The following is a 24,299-nucleotide window of genomic DNA, read 5'->3' as shown; positions in this document are numbered from 1 at the left end:
TAGGCTAATTAATTGTTTGAATTGGAATAATTTTAGATGCAATCTGTTGGCGTAGTTTACCGCCTTCCGCGTAGTTCTTTTTTACATAACTTTCCACGATAGCTTGAAACTCTTGTGCAATAAAATCACCTTTTAAGGTAACTGTTTTTTCGCCATCAACAAAAACTGGGGCGACTGGTATTTCACCAGTGCCTGGCAAACTAATACCGATATTCGCCAATTTAGATTCTCCAGGCCCGTTAACCACACAACCCATCACCGCCACACTCATCTCTGCAACGCCAGGATATTCGGCTCTCCAGACAGGCATCTGCTGGCGTAAATAAGCTTGAATTTGCATAGCCAGCTCTTGGAAATAGGTGGAAGTTGTGCGACCACAGCCAGGACAGGCAGTCACTAAAGGAGTGAAAGAGCGAATACCCATGGTTTGTAAAATTTCTTGCGCAACCACCACTTCTTTGGTGCGCGATTCATTAGGCTCTGGTGTCAAACTCACGCGTATGGTGTCTCCAATACCTTCTTGAAGTAACAAAGATAACGCTGCAGTAGATGCCACAATGCCCTTAGAGCCCATGCCCGCTTCGGTTAACCCCAAATGCAATGGATAATCACAACGCTCACTTAATGTTCGATACACGGTTACCAAATCTTGCACATTGCTCACTTTGCACGAGATAATAATTTGATTAGGATCTAATCCAAGATCGACTGCTTGTTGGGCGCTTTCTAATGCAGATTGTATCAATGCTTCTTGCATTAACGCACCAGATGATAAAGGTGTCGCAGACTTCGCATTATCATCCATCATCTGCGCCATCTTGGCTTGATCTAGGCTGCCCCAATTAACACCAATACGCACCGCTTTTTTATATTGAATGGCAGTCTCTACCATGCTAGCAAATTGCTCATCTCGCTTACTGCCTTTGCCTACATTACCTGGATTAATGCGATATTTAGCGAGTGCTTTAGCACAATCTGGATAGGCTTGTAATAATTTATGTCCGTTGTAATGAAAATCACCCACTAAAGGTACATCACAACCCAAGGCATCTAATCCTTGCCGAATGGCACCAACCTGCGCTGCCGCTTCGGGAGAGTTAACCGTAATACGAACAACTTCACTGCCTGCTTGCCATAAAGCATAGACCTGCTCTATTGTACTTTTTGCATCAGCTGTATCGGTATTGGTCATACTCTGCACTACAACTGGCGCTGATACTGTACCGAATAAGCCACCGCCAACGGGTACATGACCAACCATTACCTGCCGTGTTTTTTTACGCATTATTGAACAATACTCTCATTTAATTTAATAAAAGTGGCTTAAACGCCTAAGGATTTAATCGAATACGCGCAACATTCATACGTGTGTACGGAGCCAGATCCATCGATTCACCATCAATTGTCAGCGTTGCTCCCTGCGCATTACCCACAACAATCTCCGCAGGGTCTTCAACATCTACAATCTCGCGTTTTCCAGCATACAATATTTTGTTATAAACCTCTTCACCAGACTGATTCACAACACTTAGCCACGTTTCTTGTTTTGCATTAAATACTAATCGCGTCGCAGCAATGACCGAAGTAGCGTCTGTTGCCAATTCTGCCTGAACTTGCGTATCGTCATCTTGTGTGTCCACATCAGTTTCAGAAAACTGATTTTCTACGAGTGTATTATCAGCGATCGCCATATCATTTGCTGACACTTGTGCTTCTGGCATTTCTAAGGCAAGTTCTTCAGGAAAGCTATCAGCAACCTCAGGCGAGGGATTCACTGCATCAGGTTGTTGCATGTAATGTTGATAAAAAAACCATCCGACTAACATGACCAAAACGAGCAAAGTGAATATGAGATAGCGGGTGCTGCTTAATTTATTATTTTCTGACATTTTCATATTAATACCAGGCCCCAAAGCAAAAGCATACTGATCAGTTTTTGGCATTATCTCAGCATAAGCGGCTAATATTGGCTCTGCAGGAATCTTAAGCAACTTTGCGTAGTTACGAATAAATCCCTTCACAATTGTTGGCTCTGGTAGTGCGGAAAACTGATTCTGCTCTAGCGCCTCAATCTGTACGTTACCTAATCGCAACTGCTTTGCAATCGCTTGCGTAGAAAGATTTTGCGCAAGGCGTGCAGCGCGTAAGGCGCCACCACATGCATCAGGCATATCGGAAGTCGCTACTTGATGAGGCAAATCAGCATTTACTTTTTCCACTGAAGATGTGGCTTCAGCTTCGATCATTGCTGCAAGCCCTGATTCGTTATTGTTTGCAACATCAACCTTGGTAGTCTCTGCTTCACTTGTTTTAAGCTTACGTGCCATATTAAACCCTCAATTAATGTTTTATTGACCACTTAACAGTAGCTGTGTTTCAGCAGCGTTAGGAAACTTTCTGCGCAATTCCAAAGAATAACTTGCCACATTATTTTTGTCACCAAGCAAACGCTCGATCTTTATTGCTAGCCATAAAACCTCTGCTGTTGGTGCAGCAATTAATGCATTTTGTAGTGTTTTCTTTGCTAATACCGCATCACCACGACTGAACTGAATATCAGCCAAATGCGCTGCGGCAGCATGGGTAAGCGGTTGAATTTCAAGCGCCTTATTTAAATATCTTTCTGCACCTTTAATATCGCCGTTTCGTTTTGAACAAATGCCTGCATTTGCATAAGCGACACTTGGCGTGCCGTGTAAAGGATTTTTTACCGCTGCTAAAAACTGTGTAATTGATTCCTCATAACGTCCACGTGAACATAAAAAAGTACCATAATTGTTGTATGTTTCGGAAATAGAAGCATCTAGCTTAATGGCTTTTTTAAAATTATACTCAGCTTCTGCATCTTGCCCCAATGCAGATCTTACCATTGCCAAACCGTTATAAGCCATTGCAAAGGTTGGCATAATTTCAACCGCTTTTGTAAACTCATCTAATGCAATTTCCAATTTATTTTTTTGCAAATAAGCAGCGCCTAAATTGGTATGCGCGCGCGCTCTATCAATAATAGCCGTACGCTTATAATCATTATTATCGACTTGACTTCCCGTGGTTTCACAGGCGCTTAAAAAACAAAACAAAATAGCAACAAACAAGCCATTAAGATATGAATGCATTACATCACCTCAATAGGCACAAATTTCGCACTACGGTTAGTTTTGTCTAGCACCTTGCCAGCCAATTGACCGCAAGCTGCATCAATATCTTCACCACGGGTTTTACGCACGGTAACAACATAACCTGCATGCATTAAAATATCTTTAAACACGCGTATGTGGTTAGGCGTAGATGTACCATAACCGCTATTAGGAAAAGGATTAAATGGAATCAAATTAAACTTGCATGGCACATTTCTGACCACTTCTAATAGTTGATGTGCATGCTCCACCGTGTCATTAACACCATCTAACATCACATATTCAAAGGTGACGAAATCACGGGGCGCTTTCACTAAGTAACGCTCACATGCCGCCATCAGTTCTTTAATGGGGTATTTTTTATTAATTGGCACAATCTCATCACGAAGCCTGTCATTAGGTGCATGTAAGGAAACAGCCAGCGCAACTGGGCAATCTTCTTTTAGTCTATCCATTTGGGGCACTAATCCACTGGTAGATAACGTCACACGTCGACGGCTTAAACCGTAAGCATGATCATCTAGCATAATTTGCATCGCAGTCACGACATTGTCATAGTTAGCCAATGGCTCACCCATACCCATCATCACCACGTTTGAGATAATGCGATCTGTTGGCGCAAGCATGTCATAACCATCCACTTTGCGTAAAGATTGATTCGCAATCCAAAGCTGCCCAATAATTTCAGACACCGTTAAATTGCGATTAAACCCTTGTCTACCTGTGCTGCAAAAGGTGCATTCAAGTGCGCAACCAACTTGGCTTGAGATACACAATGTACCACGGTCATCCTCTGGGATAAATACGGTTTCTACACTGCTGCTAGTACCATCTTTTTGGTTGTTGGCGCCGATTAACCACTTGCGCGTTCCATCATCCGACGCTTGTTCCAATTGCACTTCTGGCAAGGAAAAGCTGGCTTCATTACGTAACTTCTCTCGCAATACTTTTGCAATATCCGTCATCTGATCTAAATCAGTCATGCCGTATTGATAAACCCATCGCATCAACTGCTTAGCGCGAAAAGGTTTCTCGCCGATACTAACAAAGTAATCGGCGAGTTGCTTTTGATTGAAATTGAGTAAATTAATCAACGTTTACTTGGACGCATTAGCCAAAGAAATACTTAATTTCGATAGCAGCGTTTTCTGCTGAATCTGAACCATGCACCGCATTTGCATCAATACTTTCTGCAAAGTCAGCACGAATGGTGCCCGCAGCAGCCTCTTTTGGGTTAGTAGCGCCCATCAAATCACGGTTTTTCAACACAGCATCTTCGCCTTCTAGCGCTTGAATCATAACAGGGCCAGAAATCATGAATTTAACCAAATCAGCAAAAAAAGGACGTTCTTTATGTACTGCGTAAAAACCTTCTGCTTCTGCTTGTGTTAATTGTGCCATTTTTGCTGCAACAATTTTCAAACCAGCGTTTTCAAAACGGGTATAGATTTGACCAATGACGTTTTTTGCCACTGCGTCTGGTTTGATAATGCTAAGGGTACGTTCTACTGCCATGTTAACTCCAAAAAAATAATAAAAAACAACAACTAAATGAATGTATTACAAAGTGCGTAACATTAACATTTTTAGCTATTTTAATAAACCCAATTTAACTTTAATTTGTTGCTTATTTTCAGCCAATTAACATTGCGGACAGCATTTTGCACTCTATCAACATTAACCCCGCAAAGCGCATTACATTGTTAAAAGCCAAATAAAGCTTGTTTTTAAGCGTTATTATGGGTTTACAGCCTATTATTTTTGTTTATGATAGGGAGACTTAATCATTGCTGCGTCATTGGGCATACAGAAAATATATTCATGCAAACATTAACTGATCACCATCTCACTGCTGTCACATGCCCCGCTTGTGGCTTACTGTGCGATGATATTTTGATTAACAACCAATTACAAAACGCTTGTGCTAAAAGCGTCACTTTTTTTACCCAGCCATCAAATATTGTGCTGCCTAGCGTAACTGGCAAACCAGTGGATCTTGCAGTGGCAATCAAAAAAGCAGCGGCGATTTTAAACACGGCTAGCAATCCAATTTTTACTGGATTAAGCACCGATTTAACAGGCTTCAGAGCTGTTTTTCATACTGCTCAAAAGCTAAAAGCACCGATGATGCACATGAATGCGCAAAGTACGTGGCGCAATACAAAAGTATTACAAAGCAAAGGCTGGCAAACCACCACATTGACAGAAGTAAAAAACCGCGCCGATGTGATTGTCTGTATCGGATCTGACATGATCAGCCACAACCCGCGCTTTTTTGAACGGTATGTTTGGAATAAACATGCGTTATTTACTGATCCGCAAGCACGCGATGTGATTTATTTGGGTGGTGAACACTTAAACACGCATCCTGGCATCTCTCCAACAGGCAAACAACCAACGATTCTGCCGTGCGCAACAAAATCACTACCTGAAGTTACCGCTGCTTTACATGCGTTAATTCAACATAAAACGCTCAATACAACGGTAGTGGCTGGCATTGCTGTTGCTGAATTGCAAGCACTAGCAGAACGCTTAAGACAAGCCAAATATGCTGTGCTTATCTGGGTCGCTAAGGCGTTAGACTATCCACACGCCGAACTAACGATTCAAAATATTATTGAAAGTGTTGCCGCTTTAAATGAACATAGTCGCGCGATGGGACTGGCACTTGGTGGAAGTGATGGTGACACCACAGTCAATTATGCACATACATGGTTAAGCGCGTTAGCGCCAGCTGAACACGATCTAACGCAACATGATGCCATGGTTTGGATTAATAGTTTCAGCCACGAAAAATCACTCCCCTCAACAACCGCACCAGCGATTGTGATAGGTAACAGCAATCTGCATTTTGCAACACCACCAGCTGTGTTTATACCTGTGGCAACTCCAGGGCTAGATTGTTCAGGCACTTTATTTAGGGTAGATTCTTCTGTTGTTTTACCGCTTAAAAAAACACGAGAAAGTGCGTTGCCAACACTGGCCGACGTGATGACAAAATTGGATGCCTTAATAACATGATTACTCTACTCAAAAATGCAAAAGTATACGATCCCGCTCATCAAAAAAATGGCGTAAAAGAAGATATTTATATTCGTAATGGCTATATTGTCGCCAAGCCAAGCGATACAGAAAAAATCAATGAAACGATTGATTTAAAAGGAAAAGTGGTGATGGCAGGTGCAATTGATATGCATAGCCATATTGGTGGTGGCAAGGTGAATATTGCGCGCATGATGTTGCCCGAGTATCAAGAAACGCTCAAATACTCAGAGCCTGAAGCGCATATTTGTGGGCCGCATTGCACACATCATGCCACCCCAAGTACTACCAACACGGGTATGCGTTATATTGAAATGGGTTATACCGCAGCATTTGAGCCTGCCATTTTAGCCATTAATGCGCGCCAAGCGCACTTGGAAATGGGCGATACACCCATGATTGATAAAGGTGGCTACGTCATGCTGGGTAATGATGATTATTTTTTGCGCTTACTCAGCCAAAAAGCCGACCAAAAAACAATCAATGATTATGTTGCTTGGACAATGCATGCAACACAAACAATTGGTATCAAAGTAGTTAATCCTGGCGGCATTTCTGCCTTTAAGTTTAATCAGCGCCGCTTAAATTTAGATGAAAATAATGCGCACTACCAAGTATCTCCGCGCCAAATTCTACAAAGCCTAAGCCGCGCTGTGCATGACATCGGCATTGCAAAACCACTACATGTGCATTGTAACAATCTAGGCGCAGCTGGCAATTTCCAAACGACACTTGACACCATGGGCGCCAGTGATGGCATTCCCATGCATTTAACGCATATTCAATTTCATAGTTATGGCGCAGAAGGTGATAAGCAGTTTTCATCTGCTGCTGCGCAAATAGCAGAAGCAATCAATAATAATCCACATATTACTGCCGATGTTGGGCAAATTTTATTTGGTCAAACCGTCACCGCATCAGGTGACAACATGATGCAGCACTTAAATAGTAAACTTGCCAACCCTAAAAAATCCGTCATTATGGACATTGAATGCGATGCTGGCTGTGGCGTTGTACCATTTAAATACCGTGACGAGAATTATGTCAATGCGTTGCAATGGGCAATTGGTTTAGAGATATTTTTAAGCGTAGAAGATCCATGGCGTGTTTTTCTGACAACCGACCACCCCAATGGCGCGCCGTTTACTTGCTATCCGCATTTAATTCGCTTATTGATGGACAAGCCTTTTCGAGATGAGGCTTTTGCGAAACTCAACTTAGATGCTCAAGCCATGAGTAATTTAACTTCCATTGAACGTGAATATACATTGTATGAAATTGCGACCATGACACGTGCAGGCGCAGCTAAACTGATTGGATTAGGTGATCGTGGTCACTTGGGCATAGGCGCCGCGGCAGATATTACTGTATATACTGAACAAGATGATAAAGAAGCCATGTTTAGCAAGCCCAGTTATGTATTCAAAGATGGGGAGCTAGTGGTAAAAGATGGTGAAATCATCAAAGTTGTTTGGGGGAAAACGCATACCGCTAAACCGACTTATGATAAAGGTGTAGAAAAAGGCTTAAAAGAATACTTTGATCAATACCATACCATCCAGTTAGATAACTTTAAAATTGATAATGATGAAATTGCAGAAGATGGTCGCAATCAAGTCATCAACCACACAAAATAACGACTTACAGCAAATGAATATAAATGGCGTACAAATAGACGATACCTTTGCAGAAGCATTCAATATGCGTGGCACCCGTGTGCTCATTACAGCGCAAAATCTTAAATGGGCTTATCACGCAGCAAACGCCATGACAGGCTTTGCCACTAGCGTAATCGGTTGTGGTGTAGAGGCTGGTATCGAACGTGAATTATCAGCGGTAGAAACGCCCGATGGTCGCCCAGGCGTCAGCATTTTAATGTTTGCCATGGGAAGCAAAGTATTAATGCAACAGCTAGAAACACGCATGGGTCAATGCATTCTCACCTGTCCAACTGCTGCTGCGTTTGCAGGTATTGAGAGTGAAGATCAAATCAGTTTGGGTAAAAATTTACGCTATTTTGGCGATGGTAATCAAATCGCAAAACTGTTGCCTAATGCAAAAGGTGAAAACCAACGTTATTGGCGTATTCCTGTGATGGATGGTGAATTTCTGACCCAAGAATCGACTGGCATGGTTCGCGCGATTGGGGGGGGTAACTTTTTGGTATTAGGCCAAAGCCAACCACAGGTACTTGCCGCATGCGAGGCAGCAATTGATGCAATGAAAAAACTGCATAACGTGATTATGCCTTTTCCAGGCGGCGTTGTACGATCAGGCTCTAAAGTTGGCAGCAAATATCCCAAGATGTTTGCAAGCACCAATGATGCCTTCTGCCCCACCTTAAAAGGCATTGTTAAATCAGAGTTAAGCGACGATATTGAAAGCGTCATGGAAATTGTCATTGATGGATTAACCTTTGAAGACATTGCACAATCGATGAAAGTTGGCATCGAAGCCGCCTGTGCCTTAGGGCCAGAAAATGGCATTAAACGCATTTCTGCTGGCAATTATGGTGGCAAGCTTGGCCCGCATTTATTTAAATTACACCCCATTATGCATGGCAACTTATCAACTGAGGCAGAACAAGCATGAGTGCACTCACTTTTATTCTGAAAGATGCTGTTAAGCGGATTATTGACTGTAAAAAACTAACACCAGATACTTTGCAAGGAAAATCGCTCAGTGACATTCTGGCTATTAATCTTGAAAAAAACTTAACAGTAGCCGATGTATTTGATGTCCAAGGTGATGACGCAACAACATTAATCTTTAACAATACGACTGCTCAACTCCAATATATCGGTTATCGCATGAAAACAGGCAATATTACCATCAATGGTGATGCTGGCGATTTTATAGGTGCACAAATGCAAGGCGGTGTGTTGATCTGCAAAGGCAATGCTGGCGAACGAGCAGGCGATACAATGCGCCGCGGTATCTTGCTAATCGAAGGTGATGCCGGTGATTATTGTGCATCCAATATGCGCGCGGGGACGCTGGGCGTATTGGGCAAAACGGGAGCGCACATCGGTTATGGCATGAAGCGCGGCACACTATTGTTATCGCAAACGCCCGCAGAGCAAGCGACTTGGTTAGATTGCGGGTTGCACACTTTACCGTTTTTAAACCTATTGTATCAATCCTTTCAAACGCTAGATTCCAAGTTTACTCAATTAAGCAATCGTCGAGTCAGGCGTTGGATGGGGGATGTTTCTGGCATGGGTAAAGCAGAAATGCTGGTTTTACAAGCATAATATTGATAATAAATCATCTGATCTGAATCAAATCGATTCAATCGAAACAATGTTAAAATTTGTATTTTATCGCTTATCGTTATTTACAAATGGACCAATTTCTAACAGCAGCACTCTATAAATTTGTTAGCCTGCCTGACTATCAAACACTCCAAAAACCTATTTTAGACTTTTGCGTAAAACATCATATCAAAGGCACGTTATTACTGGCGCTGGAAGGAATTAACGGCACCATTGCAGGAAAATCGGATGATATACATGCCGTCTTGGCGTATCTACGTCAAGACCCGCGTTTTGGCGATTTAGAACACAAAGAATCCTATGCCGATAGTCATCCGTTTTATCGCATGAAAGTGAAGCTAAAAAAAGAAATTGTCACCATGGGTGTAGAAGGCGTTAACCCAAATAACGTGGTCGGTACTTATGTAAAACCTGAAGATTGGAACGCGCTCATCAGTGATCCTGATGTTATTTTATTAGATACGCGCAATGACTACGAAACGCATATTGGTACTTTTAAGGGTGCAATTGACCCGAAAACAACCACGTTTAGAGAATTTCCAAGCTTTGTAGAACAAAATTTAGATAAAACCAAAAATAAAAAAGTCGCAATGTTTTGCACAGGCGGCATCCGTTGTGAAAAAGCTTCCTCTTACATGAAACAACAAGGTTTTGAAGAAGTGTATCACCTGCAAGGCGGTATTCTTAAATATTTAGAAACTGTGCCCGAAGCAGAAAGTTTATGGGAAGGTGAATGTTTTGTATTTGATCAACGCGTTGGCGTAAAACATGGCCTCGCAGTGGGAGACTATGATCAATGTTATGCATGTCGTATGCCACTTTCTCAAGAAGAAATGAAAAGTGAGCAATATACACCAGGCATTTCTTGTCCGCATTGCTACGATAAAACCTCAGAAGAAAAAAAAGCAGCATTAACTGAAAGACAAAAACAAGTTGTTTTAGCCAAGCAACGTGGCCAAGCGCATATTGGCGCAGCTATTAGTGCTAGCGCCAAAAAAAGCTAGCAACAACTGTCTATTCAATCACCATTCTACCGTTCAGCGGTTGCACAGGTCGATTATTGTCGGCGCCCATGACGGCTTTAAACGCATTAATTTGTTGCTGAGAGACTGTCATGGTTGTTTTCATGATCAGCCACACTACACCCTCGGTACACGGCGGTGTAGTCAGAGAACCACCAAATCGATAATAGTCTTTTGGTCTAGGCATTAATTCACCGGCCAAAACTGTGGTGTTTAATTTGCTTGGCTTACCTTTTCTTTTTGGTAATTGTTGCCACAACTTCGTAATCGCTTTATTTTCATTACCTTGTTCATACATCACCGCTAAGAAGGCAACATTACCATTGGTGTCTTCATGTAAGAATTGCGCCTCTAATGGGTAAGACTTTCCCATGATCTGATTCTCGCTCGGCGCATGAAAACTCACTTGTTTCATCTGATACATCACCTCATCAACAACCATTACATTACCAGGTTTAAATTCGGCCAGAATCGTATTTCCATTATGAACAATATGCGTAATCGGAAATCGTTGAAAAGTTTTTAGTGGCTTAGCCTTTGTAATAATTGTCTTATCAATATTAATTGGCGATTGATTCCGTCCAGTTTGACAAGTGACATAATCCGCACTTAAGTCACCCCAAAACTCAGGTCCATTACTACCTGTGTATTGCCAATCTGTCATTTTGTGTTTTTTCTTAACTTTTGATGCTTTTTTAAATGGCTTATCTGTAACATGTACCTCATCACTAGCGCGCTCTTTAGCCACCTTATTTTTGTTATCTTTTACGATAGCTAATTTTTCTTTGCCTTTTATGGCTGATTTTTCCGTTTGTTTTTGTTGATCACTCTCAGATAATTGGTCTGATTCAATGGTTGGCTTTACTATTGTTGGCGCAGATACTGGCGGGTTTACAGCTGAAGGTATCAGCGTTGGTGTTGGTGTTGGTGTTGGTGTTGGTGAATTATCCGCTGGCGTTGGGCTAATGGGCTGACTATTTGCCTTTTCTAATGCACGTGCTTTTTTTTGCTTCAACTCTTCATCACGTTGTTTTTGTTGGCAAACAAAATGCATCGCAATATCAGCTTCTGTTTCAGGTACTGGTTCTAAAAAGCGCGCCCTTTTGATATCTATTGCAGCAGAATAAATTTGCTCTTCATTTAAAAGCTGATAAACCTGCGCTGTTGCTAATTTTTGTTCTGTGCAATTGAAATACCATAAAAGTTTTGCATTGTTATAACTTTTCTCAGGATATTCCAAATTGGTTTGCAAAGTCGCATAGTCGATTTTTACCCATGCTTTTTGATACTTACCCGTTTCAACAATCGATTGTTTATCCAGCATTAAGGTTGCATGTTTACTCTCTTGCAGATTAATCCATTGCGCTGCATATGTACTAGCATACGGCATGCTTAATAATAAGCTAATCGCTACTTTTCTCATCAAACACTGACTCACCCAACGACTCCCATGATATCCAACCAAATTCGAAATCTGCGATCACAACGCTAAACAATCTATCACGCTTATTATGGCTAATGACGATATGCTTCAAAACGGCAGTGAATCAAGGTTTTCATGTTTAAATCAGCTTATCAAATGGCCAAAAACCACATACAATAAGATTCAATAGTATGCAATCCAATCAAGGGTATCTATCTGACGATCAATCAATTGAAGGTGTCTCACAACTAAAATGGCCAAGACTAGAGAAAAACAAGCTGCGGATGCTTATTTAAAATTTTTACAAAGTAAAGGCGCATCCACAAATACACTTTTCCTACGTTCGCGCTTTTTAGATAGTTTAATGATTAAATTAGTCATCAAAGAACAAACGCGCAAAGCATTTGCCTTTGCATTAGAAGAAACCCTCATCCAACTGCCACTAGAAGACAGAAGTAATGCGCTTAATACCGCACGCGAATATTTTCCGTTTTGGATGGATGATATTAAAGCGATTGCAATGTTTCATGAGTACTATGGCTTTAGTACAAAAGAAATTAAATGGAAGCCCAAACATTCAACATTAGACGCTCTGACCAAAAATTTAGATGGTGCAACATTTAACACGGAAGAAAACCAATCACTTACCGGCTATCTCCAAGCGCTAACCAATCTTGGTGCAGATTACTCTATCATTGATACAAGAAGCAAATTAGTTAAAATCATTTTATTACGTCTAAGAGAAGCGCCAATCAAAAATCATGCGGCCTATCGTATATCGGTTGACCTCACTTTGCCTTTATTTAAAACGAAAGAAATTCGCGATTTGTATCTTGATGTTGTCCGAGACTTTTATCATTTTTGGGAAAATGATCCCAATGCTGAAGCACTAACATTTGGAAAAAATTAAGTTAAATCAGGCCTGAGTCACATTAGCAGAAGAGCAAAAACACCATCAAACTATTGTCGAGCCATTTGCTATACCATTAAAAACAAACCGTCACGAAGCCATCATGTCGTTTAAAAAAGCCGCAAAAAGCGGCTTTTAAACAATCCAATACCAACATTTATGGTAAAGCCTCGCAAACTATCCCATTTTTATTGCCATCCAAACCATACACATCTAAGTTAATGATTTTTGCTCTATCAAGTCCTTGATTGTTGTTGGCTATTTGTTCGGCACAATAATCATACTTTGCTTGCGTACTAAAATTACTGCAATTTAAGTCAAACTCTTTAGATTTGCCAGCCGGCCTCACGCAATCACCCTTCAATACCACACCGTCTTTTGTCTGTTGTACGCGCGACTCTTTAATGCTACCAGTTTCCCATAAAGTGCCTAAATCCAGATCATAATCAAACGTTTGAATACCAATTGCCGCTAGCAATAATATACCCAACCCAATTGCAAAGCCTTTCTTAATAATGCCCGTCATATACAGAGCAACCACAATCACCAATAACAATACCAAAAACCATAAACGCGTCGATTTTGTATTACGCGCTTTTTGCAAAGATGAGGCCATATTAATACCCTGAAAAGTTGAATGAGACTGAATCCTAGCGCTAAAGTCATAGCGTGTCAAAGTGCTTATGCAGGGGTATTTATTACAGCAAATCAAACAAACTCATTTTATTTTATAAGTGAGCAATTTGCTTAATATCAGCAAATAAATAGCGAATAATAAATGCTGTTCATGCAGATTTTCTTGATCTTCAGGCGGCACTACAGCTGCCCAATCCATGCGATCTGTTTATGGATGTTGTTTTAAAACCCTATTTTTCAGCAAATTAAGCACCTCGAATCAAACAGTATTAATTCACTAAGCAGTACAGGTGAGGTAATTGGCATCGAGCGTCAGGGCAACGTCTGTTGGGTGCCCTCGCCCTTATTCCAAAAAACAAAGCCAGATAGATATAAAATAAGCATATGCGGGAGCGTAAGTGCGGCCAAACTGACAAATATAATCTGGATTAATTGACCATTCAATGTAGCAGCCGGCAAGAAATTCCAGCAAAGTGCAGCAATGATTATCGTAGCGACAGTTGGTGCAACTAATCCAGTAATTTTTAATATATTTGTTTCAGGTTTCAAGAATATTTCACTACGCAATATATGTCTTATGCTGTGTAAACCACAAAAATATAAAGTGAACGCTACAAGTGGCGTAACCAATAATGCTAAAAAACTGGTTGAAATCACTTCTAGTGCCACACGCCTATCTCGCTTTAACAACCATAGCGCACTCGCTAACAGGCCTAAACACCACAAAAAAGCCATACTACGTAGTTTTTCAACCAGGATTATCGATGCGTCCTGACTGATAAAATAAGAAAAAAGTTGAGCCATTTGTGTATTAAACATTAGCGAAGGCAACACAATCAAAGCGCCACCTTGTAATATTTTGATTATCTTTGGTGTGCTAGCAGGACAATCATCTGCAAAATGCATGATAGAAATTATTAAAAATCCGACAAAAAAGACAATAGGCTGCCACAACCACAATACCACTACTAGAGCAACCAACATTAAATAAGTCAGCAAAAAAACAAACCAGCGAAAAACGGTATTCAGTTTCCAGTGCTGTTTAGCAAATAATATATCGAGCGCGCCGTGGGGCACGCCAATCAAAGCAATGCTAAAAACAATCATGCCAAGTAATATGGCATGCGGCAATACCGCGATACTCTGTGAAAATAAGATAACTAGTATGGTAGCCATACAAAATATATTGCTATGACGCATCGTCCATTTATTTAACCGCGAGGCGTTGTCTATTATTACGTTAGTCATGGTTAAACAATTGTCTGACAAGCTGCTTTAAAAAGGGTATTGGCGGAAGTGCCAAAATAATCCATAGATAATCTCTGAGCTTGGCTTGATCACTTAAAAATCGAACCATACTATGCGCATTGACACGACCAAACATAGCCATGAACAGCGTAGGCGCCAGACTTGGCTGATGTAAAATTACCTTTAAAAACAAGGTATCCATCCAAGTCAGCCATGCCGAATCAGGTGTATGGCTTATCGGAATTCCGCTGCTTGCGATACTGTGTGCACAGCGTTTAGCCCAGCGTTGTATGCGCATAAAAGCGTAGCCTGAGCTTGGTCTTGCTGCGCCAAAAAACAATCCCGCATACACATAACTACGTTGTTTGTGATCATCTTGGCTTGAATCATCATGCTTGAGATTATTGACTTTTAAGCCCATGGGCAACACGCCAAATTCAGTTCGATCAATCACTGCAGCTTGTGTAGGGTTTAATGTTCTAATTGCATTAGCAAGCGGTTTTTCCAGTGCTTCTTTTGCAATTGGCTTTTTGGCAAAAACGGTCAATTCGACTAAAGCTCTTTGATTGGATATGGGTAAAATATAAATAAAAGTCACTTCATCACTACCGTTTTGCTTTTCGCCGCCAAAGTCCATTAAGGTCGCACAATCAGCATCAAACGTATCATGCTCAAACGATACTTCTTGACCTAAAAACGATTGCCACATCAACGCATCGTCTGCAGTCATCGTCTTTGTTGGCCTAGTATCCACAATTGTTTTGCTTAAAAAATCTTGATTGTTAGTTTGTACTCTCCACACGCCGTTTAGAGCAGTATCTGCCTGTAATGCATCACTTAAATAGACAGGAGAGCCATTAACAGGTGTATCGCGGATCAAGCGAATGTTGTCGTTGTGTGCGATTAGCTTGAGTGCATTTTCATAAAAAATAGAAGATGCAAGCATTTGATACGGCGTTGTTAAGCAGTTCACCCTTACTGTATCGTTTTGATATTTTAATAATATTGCAGGCCATGATTTGTTAGCCCATTGTTCCGCCTGAATATCTTCACTACTTCGCAACCAATCAGATGCATGCTGGGTATGATCCGACCCCCAATAACACCAAGTGCGATCATTAACATAGCTTGCTCGACTTTCAATAATGGTTGTTTTGGGGCAATCTTTACCCAGTTTTGCCAATTGCATGGCTAAACTTAATCCTGCGCACCCACCTCCTAAAATAATCAAATCTTCTGTCATGTGGTATTAGCTAGCTTCTTGAGCGATGGTATTTGCAGGCGTATTGGCATACGGTAAATCAACTAAGGCGTTGTGCAATGTAGCATCGTGTTTGTGCTGATTGTATGGATAAGTAAAGTGCCAAAAGTGTGGTGTGATTAATGCTTTTAAAAACACGTTCACCGTCACAAGCATTTTTGTGGGTTTACTCACCCGCACTCTGCCCAACCAATATTGATACTGACGCGCTTTAAGCAAAACGCCGATTTGGCGATAAACATTGGCTGCAACCAATATACTCAAACGTGATTTAACATCAATAAAATGTAGCCCATAACGACTGCTTTCATAATAGCTATCCGCCAATATCAGTAGTTTATTTAAACATGCTTGTAAATCTACTTTTTTTTCGTCTGGTGGCATGACTAAATCATCCAATGTTAAATCAGCGCTTGTTATAGTGTTAATTGTATTTAGTGGCAAATAACAGCGACCCAATTTGGCGTCGGCCGCTACATCTCGACTAATATTGGTTAACTGCATAGCAATACCCAAATCTATTGCAAACGGATATGCGCGTGGGTCTTTGATATCTAAAATTTTACACATCATTACACCAACAGTGCCTGCCACTAAATAACAGTAGCGGATAAGTGCATCGGTATCCTGCATCATCACTGGAGATAAATCCTGTGTAACGCCTTCTAATAGTGACAGGATGATGCCAGGCGCTATATCGCACTCTTGCATTAACAGCAGCATATCTTGCGTAATAGGATTCTGTGATACTTTTCGACTAATATCTTGGCTAATATCATTCAAGGCCAGCTGCGCTTCAGCCGTTTCGTTGCATAGCACTTCATCAGCAATATCATCAATATATCGGCAAAATCGGTATAAGCGCGTTGCGCGTTGCGCATGGCGCTTGCCCAAAAAAAAACGCGCCCAATAAAAGCTACTTCCTTTTATTGCCAATACAGCATCGGCATTAAGCCCAGTGTATGGTAGTTGTTTGAATTCTATATTCACATTCGTATTGGTTCAAAAGTGGCCATCTTAAAAGTAAAAATCAGACACTATTTATTTAGGAACGTTTAATCGGCTGTATTAAACGATCAACTACTTTTGCAGAACTCAGCACACCAGGCAAACCAGCACCAGGGTGGGTGCCCGCGCCAACTAGGTATAAATTACGGATTTTTTCAGCTTTATTATGGAACCTAAACCACGCAGATTGACTAAAAATAGGTGCTATAGAAAACCCAGCGCCATGCGCACTGAGATAGTCGTTGCTAAAATTTTCAGGTGTCATATAAAAAGGATCAACAATGGTGGATTTTAAATTTGGCAAAATGGTGTCATTAAGTGCCTGAATAATCCGTTGCTGTAATTTTGGTCCTTCAATAGACCAATTGATAGCACCTTGTAAATTTGGCACCGGGCAGAGAACGTAAAAACTATCACAACCTGCAGGCGCAAAACTACTATCTGTAGCTGTTGGTCGATGCAAATAAAGTGAAAAGTCATTTGGCAGTATTTTTTTATCAAAGATATCAGCCAATAGTTCTTGATATCGAGCGCCCATCCATATTGTGTGGTGCGCAATATCGGGGTATTGCGCAGATGTACCAAAATACAACACATACAAACCCATAGAAAATTTCGCGTTTGAAAGCTTCAGCTTGTTGGTGGTAGATTGGGCTTTTTTGGCAACCATCGATTCGTATAAATGGGCAGGGTCTGCATTAGAAACAACGACATCCGCTGCTATTGACCTGCCATCAGCCAAAAGCACACTGGTGGCCACGCCATTCTCGACGTTAATTTTTGTAATCGTGGTATTAAGTCTAACTGTCACGCCATGTCTTTGCATCAGCTGACCTAATGCGTCAATAATAGCCCCCGTGCCCCCCATTGCAAAGTGCACGCCATATGCACGTTCTAAGTAATGGATTAGTCCATAAATACTGGTCGTATTAAAAGGGTTGCCCCCAACCAGAAGCGGCTGGATTGAAAAGGCCTGTCTTAGCTTTGTATTCGTTAAATGCCTCGATACCATTTGCCAAACGGTTTCATAGCTACGTAGTTTAAGCAGACTTGGAATTAATCGCAGCATTGTGTTGAATTGATGAAAGGGCTTATCGGATAATTGAATAAATGCGATTTCAAAGATACGTTTAGAGTGCGCAAGAAGTTTGACATAACCACTACAATCGTTAGGTGATATTTTTGCAATCTCATCTAGCGTTTCATCTAAGGTGCCACCGTAATCAAAAGTTGTCTTATCGGCAAAATAAAACCGATACCATGGCTTAAGCGGCACCAAAGTCACGTGATCTGAGAATGTTTCATTAAACAATTCAAACAATTCATCAAATAAAAATGGTGCGGTAATGACCGTAGGACCTGCATCATATTTAAAACCAGCTCGTTCAAAAACTTGGGCTCTGCCACCAAGTCTATTACAGCGATCTATCAGCGTAACATCATACCCTTTAGCTCTTAACCTTAAAGCAGAAGCGATACCGCCAAAACCAGCACCAATGACAATCGCATGCATCATTCTAATTAATTAACTTTGCTTTTAAATCTAACGCTAGCGTTTGAATATACAGCCCGCAACGATTTGGCAAATCTTGTGCTAGTTGGATACATTCATTGGCTTTTTTTAGTGCAATTTGCTTGGCAACATTCGTGACCTCATACGAGCTAGACAGTTTGTCATTTACTTTGTCTTCTCCGGCCAGTTTTTGCAATATAAAAATAATATTTAATCGCGCTAAATCTTCATGTTTAACGCTTTTATCGTAACGATTATAGTCAGCTAACTGCATGTCGATATGTACGTCATTTAAGTCATCTGCTATTTGATAGATGAGGGCAAATGCATTTGCAATTTGCTCAGCTTTTGCTAAATATTCTGTGTGATTAGCCGCAAGTAATGCCAACTGTAGCGGCAAGCTTAACAGTGCACCTGACTTGGCAATAACAACCGCTTCATAACTTGCTACTGACGTGATGGCATTGACCTTGTGGTGGACATCTACACTCTGTCCTTTTATGGTGGCTGTCACTTGCTGGTGTACTAGTTTAATCATTGCTGGCAATACGCTAGGATTGGAAATATTAGCCAGTGCAGCGTAGGCAGAAGATATAAATAAATCGCCTGTGCATATCGCAATTTCTTTACCATATTTAGTCCAAACGGTCTGGTGGCCACGACGCGTTTTATCACCATCTTGTATATCGTCGTGCACTAATGAACCATTGTGTAATAGCTCGGCAACTGCGCCAATACTAAAAGAATCTTGCTTATTTAAATTTAATGCAGCACATGCTTTGATTGCAATATTAGCTCTGATACGTTTGCCACCGCAATTTAAGTGATATTTAGCCGCTTCTTGGCTTAAATTTTTCAATGTATCTTCTTTATTAGAATATACACTGGTCAGTAAGCTTTCTAAATATCTCTCAAAATCATCAGCGATATCATATTGCTCTAATTTGACTTTCTGTTGATCAATATACTGGACATTTGGCATGTTAGAGTCTCTGAATAATATTGCTTTTTAAATTTAACAAAGTGATGCTAACGCAAACTTCACGCTAGCATCACCTCGTTACAACTAAGCCATACCAAAAATTTAGGCTTTGTTTGATTCGCTAACAGCTACTGTCCAAATAATCACACCAAATGCGATTTTGTTAAGCACATCGGCTAAGTTATAAACGATATTAAGCATATTTGAACTGTCTGCTGGGCTACCGCCTGTTAAGTAACCTAAGAAGTATCCGATAGGATAAATCGCCCAACCAAAAGTAACGATCAAACGCATTAAACTAAATGCTGACTGTACTGCTGGTGGTGATGATTGTGCATTGATTTTTCCAGCCTCGCCAACAAAAATCTCATACAGAATATATGCCCAACCTACCATACCAATCACAAATCCTGGCCATACACCAATGTAGCCTGCTTCACCTAAATAACCACCAGCTAACATCACAAATGTACCGATTAGTAAACGCCAAAACACACCAGTTGGTACTTTTGTAATGGCTTTTAAAATCAAGTAAAACTCGATCATCAATAATGGCACAGTAATTAGCCAATCAATGTAACGATAAACTGTTGGTGTCTCACCTGTCATTACCCATACATCTCGCATGTAGAAATAATGTACAGCTGCAACTAAAGTAACCAATCCTGAAACAGTTAGTGAAGTTTTCCACTTACCTTCAACACGATCACGCTCTAAAAAGAAAAACACTGTCGACGCAACCAGCGCCATTGAAATTAACCAAAATGAAATACCAACAAAATCATCTGGTTGCAACATCACGCCACTTTCTGCCATAGCAAAGCCTGACGCAGATAATAAACCAATCCCTGCAAGCAACTTTACAACTTTAGTACTTATATTACTTTTTATCATGATTAAATCCTTCATTAATATTGTTACCAAGAAATTAAACAGCAACCTATAGTATGTGTAAGCTGCGATAAGTTGCAAAAAAAATTAACAATTTATTAACAATTTGAAATATTTAATGATAATAATGATACTTGCTTCCTTAATATCATGAGTCAATTGGTTTTAGATTAAAAATACGGTCATGGGAACCTTATTTTATTGTAAAAATCCTACTTTTTTGTTGAATTTTATTGCATATGCAGCCACTACATATTGTTTGGTTTAAGCGTGACCTTAGGGTTGAGAATCATGCCGCGCTCTCAACCGCACTAAAAAAAGGCCCCATCGTAGCCTTATATTGTTGGGAGCCTGCTATGTGGAAAGCAGAAGATGCCTCCTTATCGCAACAGACATTTGTTGGTGAGTGTTTAAAATCGCTTAGGCTTGCTTTAAATAATCTTGGCATAACTCTACATATATCATCAATCAGCATCTTAGAAACGCTTACTTTTATTGCGCAACAACAAGCAATCGCAGAAATCCATAGCCATGAAGAAACAGGCAACTTAACGAGCTATGCGATCGATCAATCAGTAGCAAAATGGTGTAAAACTTATCATGTTAAGTGGCATCAATATCCGCAGAATGGTGTTGTTCGTGCGTTAAAAAATCGTGATGCGTGGCATGTTAAATGGGAAAGTCATATGCGTGCTCCGCTCATTACCGTATCGCCATCACACAATAAGCACCCTGTGATTGCGCTACCAAAGCCGCCAGTGACTAGAGCGAGTGGCGAAGATAAACCACAACGCCAACAAGGTGGCCGAGAGATTGCCTTAGCTACTTTATCCAGCTTTCTCAGCGATCGATCTGGTTTCTATAGGGGCGGCATTTCCAGCCCTATTCAAGCGACTGAAGCCAGCTCTAGATTATCACCCTATTTAGCCTGGGGTTGCCTCTCTCCCAGAGAAGTCGTTCAAGCAACAAGAACAACCGTGGCAAAACAGCGTGCGAAAGGAATGGATACTAAACATCCATTAATCTTAGGGCTTAGAAGCTTTGAAAGCCGGCTACACTGGCGCTGCCATTTTATGCAAAAGCTTGAAAGCGAACCAACGCTAGAACTGGCCCATATGCACAAAGCGCATATTGGGATAAGAGATGAGCTGCTTAACGATACAGAGTCTCAAAGACGATTAGTCGCTTGGCGCAATGGCCAAACCGGATGGCCTATGGTTGACGCTTGCCTTGCTATGCTAAAACAACAAGGCTGGATTAATTTTAGAATGCGGGCCATGTTGATCAGTACTGCTTCTTATTTATTATGGCTTCATTGGCGCCAAACAGGGTTACATTTAGCCAGAGAATTTGTCGATTACGAGCCTGGCATTCATTGGCCACAAATACAAATGCAATCGGGATCAACCGGCATCAATACATTACGTATCTATAATCCAGTGAAACAAGCACAAGATCAGGATCCACGTGGTCAATTTGTTCGCAAATGGCTGCCTGCATTAAACCATGTGCCCGACACGTGGATTTTTGAGCCCGCCTTAATGCCGGCACCACTGCAATTAAAATATGGGTGTGTAATTGATAAAGATTATCCGTCGCCCATAGTAGACATACAGCAAGCCATGCATGATGCAAAATCAAAAATTGCATACGCCAGAAAACAGGATCAACACAAAGCTGAAACGCGTAATGTATTGCATAAACATGGGTCGCGTACATTTAACAATAAACGATCAAGCCCTAAAAAAAGCACTATTAGCAGCACACCGCAATCACCAAAACAAAGCTCACTTTTTTAAAAGTCTTTTTGAAAATGACCATCATGAAACCAACAAGTAATATGTGGAAAATACCACTCGCCGCTGATGAGCGAGACCAGTCAATACTGGCATTATTTCCAAACGCGCAACGCCCACCACACACACTATTACAATCCTTACGTGGCGGTCGACAACAAGCATTATCTACACTCAGCAAGGTTGATGGAGTGCGCTACGGTCAAACAAGAAATTATTTAAATGGGCATGTCACGCATCTATCGCCCTATTTAAGACATGGATGCATCACCATAAAAGAAGCAGTCACTCATGTGAATGAACAATTTGGTATCAGTGGTCAAAAACTATTAAATGAGTTTGCATGGCGAGAATACTGGCGAACAGTTTGGTATTACTACGGCAATGCCATATTGCTCGATATGCAGCCCCCTAAAGTCACTTTATCGTTTAATAGCTTGCCCGATGATATTAAACAAGCCAGCACCGGCCTGCCCTGTATGGATAGCTTTATCACAACACTCAATACAGAAGGCTATTTACATAACCATGCGCGTATGTGGCTAGCATCCTATGTGGTGCACTGGCGAAAAACAGATTGGCTAAATGGCGCAAACTGGATGCACGATTTACTCCTAGACGGAGACTACGCAAGCAACCACCTTTCTTGGCAATGGGTAGCTTCTACTTTTAGTCACAAGCCCTACTTTTTTAATCAAGAAAATCTAGCAAAATATACCAATCATCAGCACTGCGAAACATGTCGGGCTGCATGTCCTTTTAAAGATAGCTATGAAAACCTAGATCACCAATTATTCAAACCAACACAGCAAGCTGCGCGGCAACAAAAACCAGCATTCCCCATCATTAAAGATAAACCGCTAGGCAATCAAACAATTGTTTGGGTCCATGATGAAATGCTCAGTAACAAACACCCATTATTAACACAGCCCTATGAAAAGATATTTATTATTGACCCCGATTTTTATCAAAACTGGTCTATCATCAGACTACAATTTATCGCAGACTGCTTAATTGAAATGCCTGATGTAAAGGTATGGATAGGCAACGCCAGCGAGGTCTTTAGCTTACTGAATACGCAGCAAATTATGACGCAAAACACCCCAAATATTAAACTAAAGCAACAAGCTACAGGGTACCCAGTTATGTGGCATCCAGAACAAAAAGTCTGCTCAGCAAATCTTACCGCAACCGATATCAAAAGCTTCTCGCGCTTCTGGAAAACCGCCTCAAAGGACTTCATTTGTCAGTAATTGAGAGTACAGTCCACCCACCTCTACAAACATCCCCAATAAATTAATAGCAATGATTCAATAACTGTTGCTTTGGTGCGTTGAACTAATCTCAACATCGCCTGCCTTATGAACTTATTTGAAAGGGTTTATCAATGAAATATTGGATGTTATGTAATGCATTATGCCTATCACTTGGCTTATCTTTCTCGGCTTTGGCCAACCACAACGAATCGCATAAAAGTGATGTCGACTCAGGCTGTGCCGATAAAAATAACCCAGACTTTAGCATTGCTAGCTACGACATCAATAAAGATGGCGTAGTATCCAAAGAAGAGTACTTAAGCGCCAACAAGCGCAACACCGAGAAACTATTTGCACATTTAGATGCCAACCAAGATGGAAAGCTCGACCAAAGCGAGCAAGCCGAAATTGAAGCGGTTTACAAACTGATTCATGAAGACATGTGCAACAAACAAATCATCATCTAAAAATATCTGACTAGTGTTGAATTGGCACTTTACTGATCGGCGGCAATGCTACGCTCTCGCGTCCAAGCATTTAGTGATTGACCAAAAAATTAAACAGCATAACCAGGGGCGATTAGCGCCCTCACCTGCCCAACGTGCATAGACATTAAAGCGCTGTGTCGCTGTTGGGGCAATGGCATGGGTCACACGATCGGTAGTACTGGCAGCGGCGATATGACTCGTTTAGTGAGCGCCGCTTTGTTGAAAGCGGACTATGGCAAAATGGCGAACGTGGCGGTTGAGTTTTACAATTAAATTCAATCAATTTATCCCATAAACATTCTAAAGAACTGTTCTTGAAGGCTTATGCATACTGGGCTACGGGGCATCGTCTATTTAAATTGTGGTACGGCCCCTATTTTATTCTGCTTTTCCAGGACTTGAAGGGGATAA

22 protein-coding genes are annotated in these 24,299 nt (G+C 41.0%); 9 read left to right on the top strand and 13 right to left on the bottom strand.

Annotated elements, in window-relative coordinates:
• Positions 1–4 precede the first annotated feature (4 nt).
• From ispG to ndk, 5 genes are read right to left on the bottom strand one after another with little or no spacing between them, the layout of a single operon-like run.
• Positions 5–1,285 carry a flavodoxin-dependent (E)-4-hydroxy-3-methylbut-2-enyl-diphosphate synthase gene (gene ispG, locus KFB94_09320; protein ID QVL45414.1) on the bottom strand — a complete coding sequence of 427 codons (1,281 nt, stop codon included), beginning with the start codon at positions 1,283–1,285 and terminating at the stop codon, positions 5–7.
• Between the two features lie 46 nt (positions 1,286–1,331).
• Positions 1,332–2,327: a DUF4115 domain-containing protein gene (locus KFB94_09315; GenBank protein QVL45413.1), complete on the bottom strand. Its 996-nt coding sequence runs from the start codon at positions 2,325–2,327 to the stop codon at positions 1,332–1,334.
• Positions 2,328–2,348: 21 nt separating this feature from the next.
• Positions 2,349–3,116, bottom strand: coding sequence for a type IV pilus biogenesis/stability protein PilW (pilW, locus tag KFB94_09310; protein ID QVL45412.1), 768 nt, complete (start codon positions 3,114–3,116; stop codon positions 2,349–2,351).
• Positions 3,116–4,231 carry a 23S rRNA (adenine(2503)-C(2))-methyltransferase RlmN gene (gene rlmN, locus KFB94_09305; protein QVL45411.1) on the bottom strand — a complete coding sequence of 372 codons (1,116 nt, stop codon included), beginning with the start codon at positions 4,229–4,231 and terminating at the stop codon, positions 3,116–3,118. Before rlmN ends, pilW begins: the two co-directional genes overlap by 1 nt.
• 16 nt (positions 4,232–4,247) lie before the next feature.
• On the bottom strand, positions 4,248–4,652 hold the full coding sequence (gene ndk, locus KFB94_09300; GenBank protein ID QVL45410.1) for a nucleoside-diphosphate kinase: 405 nt from the start codon (positions 4,650–4,652) through the stop codon (positions 4,248–4,250).
• Positions 4,653–4,958: 306 nt separating this feature from the next.
• On the opposite strand from ndk, the gene KFB94_09295 reads away from it, so the two are divergent.
• The 5 genes from KFB94_09295 to KFB94_09275 all read left to right on the top strand — a co-directional run bounded on the left by KFB94_09295 (position 4,959) and on the right by KFB94_09275 (position 10,458).
• Positions 4,959–6,158, top strand: a complete 1,200-nt coding sequence (locus tag KFB94_09295) for a formylmethanofuran dehydrogenase (protein QVL45409.1) — start codon at positions 4,959–4,961, stop codon at positions 6,156–6,158.
• Positions 6,155–7,816: a formylmethanofuran dehydrogenase subunit A gene (locus KFB94_09290; GenBank protein QVL45408.1), complete on the top strand. Its 1,662-nt coding sequence runs from the start codon at positions 6,155–6,157 to the stop codon at positions 7,814–7,816. Before KFB94_09295 ends, KFB94_09290 begins: the two co-directional genes overlap by 4 nt.
• 13 nt (positions 7,817–7,829) lie before the next feature.
• A complete protein-coding gene (gene fhcD, locus KFB94_09285) occupies positions 7,830–8,771 on the top strand; it encodes a formylmethanofuran--tetrahydromethanopterin N-formyltransferase (protein ID QVL46656.1) in 942 nt (313 codons plus the stop codon).
• On the top strand, positions 8,768–9,433 hold the full coding sequence (locus KFB94_09280) for a formylmethanofuran dehydrogenase subunit C (GenBank protein ID QVL45407.1): 666 nt from the start codon (positions 8,768–8,770) through the stop codon (positions 9,431–9,433). Before fhcD ends, KFB94_09280 begins: the two co-directional genes overlap by 4 nt.
• An 89-nt stretch (positions 9,434–9,522) precedes the next feature.
• Positions 9,523–10,458 carry a rhodanese-related sulfurtransferase gene (locus KFB94_09275; protein ID QVL45406.1) on the top strand — a complete coding sequence of 312 codons (936 nt, stop codon included), beginning with the start codon at positions 9,523–9,525 and terminating at the stop codon, positions 10,456–10,458.
• Positions 10,459–10,468: 10 nt separating this feature from the next.
• Here the strand turns inward: KFB94_09275 and KFB94_09270 are convergent, their stop codons facing one another.
• Positions 10,469–11,902 carry a carbonic anhydrase family protein gene (locus KFB94_09270; protein ID QVL45405.1) on the bottom strand — a complete coding sequence of 478 codons (1,434 nt, stop codon included), beginning with the start codon at positions 11,900–11,902 and terminating at the stop codon, positions 10,469–10,471.
• A gap of 250 nt (positions 11,903–12,152) precedes the next feature.
• Here KFB94_09270 and KFB94_09265 point away from each other — a divergent pair, with 250 nt between their 5' ends.
• On the top strand, positions 12,153–12,809 hold the full coding sequence (locus KFB94_09265; protein QVL45404.1) for a hypothetical protein: 657 nt from the start codon (positions 12,153–12,155) through the stop codon (positions 12,807–12,809).
• Positions 12,810–12,966: 157 nt separating this feature from the next.
• Here the strand turns inward: KFB94_09265 and KFB94_09260 are convergent, their stop codons facing one another.
• The 7 genes from KFB94_09260 to KFB94_09230 all read right to left on the bottom strand — a co-directional run bounded on the left by KFB94_09260 (position 12,967) and on the right by KFB94_09230 (position 20,351).
• Positions 12,967–13,425 (bottom strand): hypothetical protein, encoded by a 459-nt coding sequence (locus tag KFB94_09260; GenBank protein QVL45403.1) that lies wholly within the window; start codon positions 13,423–13,425, stop codon positions 12,967–12,969.
• A 332-nt stretch (positions 13,426–13,757) separates the two neighbouring features.
• Entirely contained in the window at positions 13,758–14,621 is an 864-nt protein-coding gene (locus KFB94_09255) for a Brp/Blh family beta-carotene 15,15'-dioxygenase (GenBank protein QVL45402.1), read from the bottom strand.
• A 64-nt stretch (positions 14,622–14,685) separates the two neighbouring features.
• Positions 14,686–15,936, bottom strand: coding sequence for a hypothetical protein (locus KFB94_09250; protein ID QVL45401.1), 1,251 nt, complete (start codon positions 15,934–15,936; stop codon positions 14,686–14,688).
• Positions 15,937–15,942: 6 nt separating this feature from the next.
• Positions 15,943–16,944, bottom strand: a complete 1,002-nt coding sequence (locus KFB94_09245) for a phytoene/squalene synthase family protein (protein ID QVL45400.1) — start codon at positions 16,942–16,944, stop codon at positions 15,943–15,945.
• Between the two features lie 55 nt (positions 16,945–16,999).
• On the bottom strand, positions 17,000–18,475 hold the full coding sequence (gene crtI, locus KFB94_09240) for a phytoene desaturase (protein ID QVL46655.1): 1,476 nt from the start codon (positions 18,473–18,475) through the stop codon (positions 17,000–17,002).
• A gap of 4 nt (positions 18,476–18,479) precedes the next feature.
• The gene (locus tag KFB94_09235) at positions 18,480–19,457 is read right to left on the bottom strand and encodes a polyprenyl synthetase family protein (protein QVL45399.1); all 978 of its coding nucleotides are present in this window, start codon (positions 19,455–19,457) and stop codon (positions 18,480–18,482) included.
• Positions 19,458–19,559: 102 nt separating this feature from the next.
• Entirely contained in the window at positions 19,560–20,351 is a 792-nt protein-coding gene (locus KFB94_09230) for a bacteriorhodopsin (GenBank protein QVL45398.1), read from the bottom strand.
• A gap of 236 nt (positions 20,352–20,587) precedes the next feature.
• Here KFB94_09230 and KFB94_09225 point away from each other — a divergent pair, with 236 nt between their 5' ends.
• The 3 genes from KFB94_09225 to KFB94_09215 all read left to right on the top strand — a co-directional run bounded on the left by KFB94_09225 (position 20,588) and on the right by KFB94_09215 (position 23,867).
• The gene (locus KFB94_09225) at positions 20,588–22,147 is read left to right on the top strand and encodes a deoxyribodipyrimidine photo-lyase (protein QVL45397.1); all 1,560 of its coding nucleotides are present in this window, start codon (positions 20,588–20,590) and stop codon (positions 22,145–22,147) included.
• Positions 22,148–22,170: 23 nt separating this feature from the next.
• Complete coding sequence (locus KFB94_09220) at positions 22,171–23,397, top strand: DNA photolyase (GenBank protein ID QVL45396.1); 1,227 nt, start codon at positions 22,171–22,173, stop codon at positions 23,395–23,397.
• A 134-nt stretch (positions 23,398–23,531) separates the two neighbouring features.
• The gene (locus tag KFB94_09215) at positions 23,532–23,867 is read left to right on the top strand and encodes a hypothetical protein (GenBank protein ID QVL45395.1); all 336 of its coding nucleotides are present in this window, start codon (positions 23,532–23,534) and stop codon (positions 23,865–23,867) included.
• Positions 23,868–24,299 lie beyond the last annotated feature (432 nt).

Source organism: Methylophilaceae bacterium (genome assembly GCA_018398995.1).
Lineage (GTDB): Bacteria > Pseudomonadota > Gammaproteobacteria > Burkholderiales > Methylophilaceae.
Note: the sequence above shows the minus strand (reverse complement) of the source record. Positions and strands in the feature narration are given on the sequence as shown.

What these genes read in the sequence shown, in the direction of transcription:
- ispG (QVL45414.1), bottom strand. Translation starts at nt 1,285, where the DNA reads ATGCGTAAAAAAACACGGCAGGTAATGGTTGGTCATGTACCCGTTGGC.
- KFB94_09315 (QVL45413.1), bottom strand. Translation starts at nt 2,327, where the DNA reads ATGGCACGTAAGCTTAAAACAAGTGAAGCAGAGACTACCAAGGTTGAT.
- pilW (QVL45412.1), bottom strand. Translation starts at nt 3,116, where the DNA reads ATGCATTCATATCTTAATGGCTTGTTTGTTGCTATTTTGTTTTGTTTT.
- ndk (QVL45410.1), bottom strand. Translation starts at nt 4,652, where the DNA reads ATGGCAGTAGAACGTACCCTTAGCATTATCAAACCAGACGCAGTGGCA.
- KFB94_09295 (QVL45409.1), top strand. Translation starts at nt 4,959, where the DNA reads ATGCAAACATTAACTGATCACCATCTCACTGCTGTCACATGCCCCGCT.
- KFB94_09290 (QVL45408.1), top strand. Translation starts at nt 6,155, where the DNA reads ATGATTACTCTACTCAAAAATGCAAAAGTATACGATCCCGCTCATCAA.
- fhcD (QVL46656.1), top strand. Translation starts at nt 7,830, where the DNA reads ATGAATATAAATGGCGTACAAATAGACGATACCTTTGCAGAAGCATTC.
- KFB94_09280 (QVL45407.1), top strand. Translation starts at nt 8,768, where the DNA reads ATGAGTGCACTCACTTTTATTCTGAAAGATGCTGTTAAGCGGATTATT.
- KFB94_09275 (QVL45406.1), top strand. Translation starts at nt 9,523, where the DNA reads ATGGACCAATTTCTAACAGCAGCACTCTATAAATTTGTTAGCCTGCCT.
- KFB94_09265 (QVL45404.1), top strand. Translation starts at nt 12,153, where the DNA reads ATGGCCAAGACTAGAGAAAAACAAGCTGCGGATGCTTATTTAAAATTT.
- KFB94_09260 (QVL45403.1), bottom strand. Translation starts at nt 13,425, where the DNA reads ATGGCCTCATCTTTGCAAAAAGCGCGTAATACAAAATCGACGCGTTTA.
- KFB94_09255 (QVL45402.1), bottom strand. Translation starts at nt 14,621, where the DNA reads ATGGCTACCATACTAGTTATCTTATTTTCACAGAGTATCGCGGTATTG.
- KFB94_09250 (QVL45401.1), bottom strand. Translation starts at nt 15,936, where the DNA reads ATGACAGAAGATTTGATTATTTTAGGAGGTGGGTGCGCAGGATTAAGT.
- crtI (QVL46655.1), bottom strand. Translation starts at nt 18,475, where the DNA reads ATGCATGCGATTGTCATTGGTGCTGGTTTTGGCGGTATCGCTTCTGCT.
- KFB94_09235 (QVL45399.1), bottom strand. Translation starts at nt 19,457, where the DNA reads ATGCCAAATGTCCAGTATATTGATCAACAGAAAGTCAAATTAGAGCAA.
- KFB94_09230 (QVL45398.1), bottom strand. Translation starts at nt 20,351, where the DNA reads ATGATAAAAAGTAATATAAGTACTAAAGTTGTAAAGTTGCTTGCAGGG.
- KFB94_09225 (QVL45397.1), top strand. Translation starts at nt 20,588, where the DNA reads ATGCAGCCACTACATATTGTTTGGTTTAAGCGTGACCTTAGGGTTGAG.
- KFB94_09220 (QVL45396.1), top strand. Translation starts at nt 22,171, where the DNA reads ATGAAACCAACAAGTAATATGTGGAAAATACCACTCGCCGCTGATGAG.
- KFB94_09215 (QVL45395.1), top strand. Translation starts at nt 23,532, where the DNA reads ATGAAATATTGGATGTTATGTAATGCATTATGCCTATCACTTGGCTTA.